Genomic DNA, 2,030 nt, shown 5'->3' on the forward strand with positions numbered 1-2,030 from the left:
CCCTTGGCCTGTCAAGCACCGCGACGGCTGCCGAGATCAAGCAGGCCTACCGCAAGCTTGCACGCGCGCATCATCCCGATCTGCATCCCGATGACGCAAGGGCCGAGGCCCGGTTCAAGGACATCAGCGCCGCGTACGACCTCCTGAAGGACCCCGCCACCCGCGCCCGGTATGATGCGGGCGAGATTGACGCCTCGGGGTCGGAAAAGCCGCCCCGGCAGTATTACCGAGACTTTGCCGGGGAACCCGGCAACACCTATCGGCCGCAGCAAGGGTTCCGCTCATCCTTTGGCGACGGGGACCCGCGCGATATCTTTGCCGAGATGCTCCGTCAGCGCGGCGAAAGCGGCGAAGGCTTCGCCGCCCCGGGACGCGACCAGCGTTTTTCGCTTCACGTGCCGTTCCTGGATGCGGCGCGGGGGGCCGACTTGCGCCTGACCCTCGGCGAAGGGGGCGATCTCTCGGTCAGGATTCCGGCCGGCGCCGAAGATGGCCAGACCCTGCGCCTGCGCGGCAAGGGCAGCCCCGGCTTTGGCGGCGGGCCGCCCGGCGACGCGCTGATCACCCTGTCCCTTCGCCCGCATCCGGTGTTCCGCCGCGAGGGTGCCGACATCCTGCTCACCCTGCCGATCACCATCGACGAGGCGATCCTCGGGGCCAAGGTTCAGGCCCCGACGATCGCGGGCCCGGTCAGCCTGACCATCCCGCCCGGCACGAGTTCGGGCCGGACCCTGCGCTTGCGCGGGCGCGGTGTCGCCAAACCCGGCGGTGCCGGAAAGGGCGATCAACTGGTCGAGCTGCGTATCGTGGCGCCGCCTGAGACCGACGCGCCGTTGCGCGACTTCCTGACCGAATGGCGCAAGACCAAATCCCATGATCCGCGCGCCGCCCTTCTGGCAGAGGCCGTCTGATGACCCAATACCTGACGGAAGACGACGTTGTTGCCATCACCTCGGGCCTGACCCGTGACCGCCTGACCGGCTTCATCGCGGCCAGGGTCGTGGTCCCCGTGCACAGCGACACCGGCCCCCTCTTTGGCCAGATCGACATCGCTCGCCTGCGCCTTGTGTGCGAGTTGTCCGACGACCTCGATCTGGACGAAGCCGCCCTTGGCATCGTGATGTCCCTGATCGACCAGTTGCACAGTGCCCGGTTTGCCCTTCAGTCCCTGGCGCTGGCCTTGGCCGACGAATCCGACGAGGTCAGGGCACGCATCGGCGCGGCCTTGAATGCGTCGCGGGCGTAAGGCTCGCTGCACCAGGTCACACTAGCAGGATGAACGCTGGTCTGGTCGGCTTGCCCTGCGCCGCCGCCTTCAGCGGCCAGCCAGGATCAACGCCCATGCCCGCAACCATCTTTTGCCTGCTCGGGCAGCAAGTCATCATCTGATCCTGCCGTCGCAACAAAAATATCACGTATTCTCAAAGACTTCAAAACCTATCCTAACGTTCAGCCTTCGTCGTTCCAGGCGCTTGTCAGCACCTGGTCAACGTCTTGCGAGTCCCCCTGACAGGGTCACATGATCGCGCCGAAGACGGCCGTCACGAGGCCGCCCTGCATGCAGGCTCAAGCCACGTCCAGATCTCGGATGTGACCTCATCCAGCGGCTTTCCTTCCAGAGCAATTCCATCCGGGCAGGCCCTCCACTGGGTGACGCCGCCGCCAGTTCTTATCCGGCGTGAGCGAGACTTCGGGTTTGGGTTTTGCCGGTTTGGGCGGCTTGGGCAACGGGGGCGGGCGCCGAGTTTTGCGGGTTGCGCAGCGTCGGGCCCCGTTGCGGGGGGAAGGTTTGGGCGAAGGCGGCGGGCGTTCGGTAGTCTGGTCCTCGCGCCAGGCGGCCAGTGTGGCACGGGCGTGGTGCAGCGAGGAGAACAGGGTCACGTTCAGCAGCGCGTCGCGCAGGCGACCGTCGAAGCTTTCGATCTGGAGCAGGCGAACGCCATTGGTTCGAGACAGCCTGCGACGGTTCTGCGTGGGCTTTCCGGGTGCGATGCAGTGCCGGTCAGACGCCGCATCATCCACGAGCTTCA

2 protein-coding genes and 1 pseudogene are annotated in these 2,030 nt (G+C 66.4%); 2 read left to right on the forward strand and 1 reads right to left on the reverse strand.

The window, feature by feature from the left end; all coding sequences use genetic code 11:
• The coding region (locus LHP98_RS19235; protein ID WP_227254157.1) for a DnaJ C-terminal domain-containing protein at positions 1 to 911 on the forward strand (911 nt) is incomplete at its 5' end.
• The gene (locus LHP98_RS19240; RefSeq protein ID WP_227254158.1) at positions 911 to 1,246 is read left to right on the forward strand and encodes a hypothetical protein; all 336 of its coding nucleotides are present in this window, start codon (positions 911 to 913) and stop codon (positions 1,244 to 1,246) included. The genes LHP98_RS19235 and LHP98_RS19240, both read left to right, overlap by 1 nt.
• Positions 1,247 to 1,803: 557 nt before the next feature.
• Here LHP98_RS19240 and LHP98_RS19735 read toward each other — a convergent pair.
• Positions 1,804 to 2,030, reverse strand: a pseudogene (locus LHP98_RS19735) (integrase core domain-containing protein); the annotation flags it as partial.

Source organism: Rhodobacter sp. Har01, from assembly GCF_020564565.1.
Lineage (GTDB): Bacteria > Pseudomonadota > Alphaproteobacteria > Rhodobacterales > Rhodobacteraceae > Pseudogemmobacter.

Excerpts from the sequence above, each read along its gene's own strand:
- LHP98_RS19240 (WP_227254158.1), top strand. The coding sequence starts at position 911 with ATGACCCAATACCTGACGGAAGACGACGTTGTTGCCATCACCTCGGGC.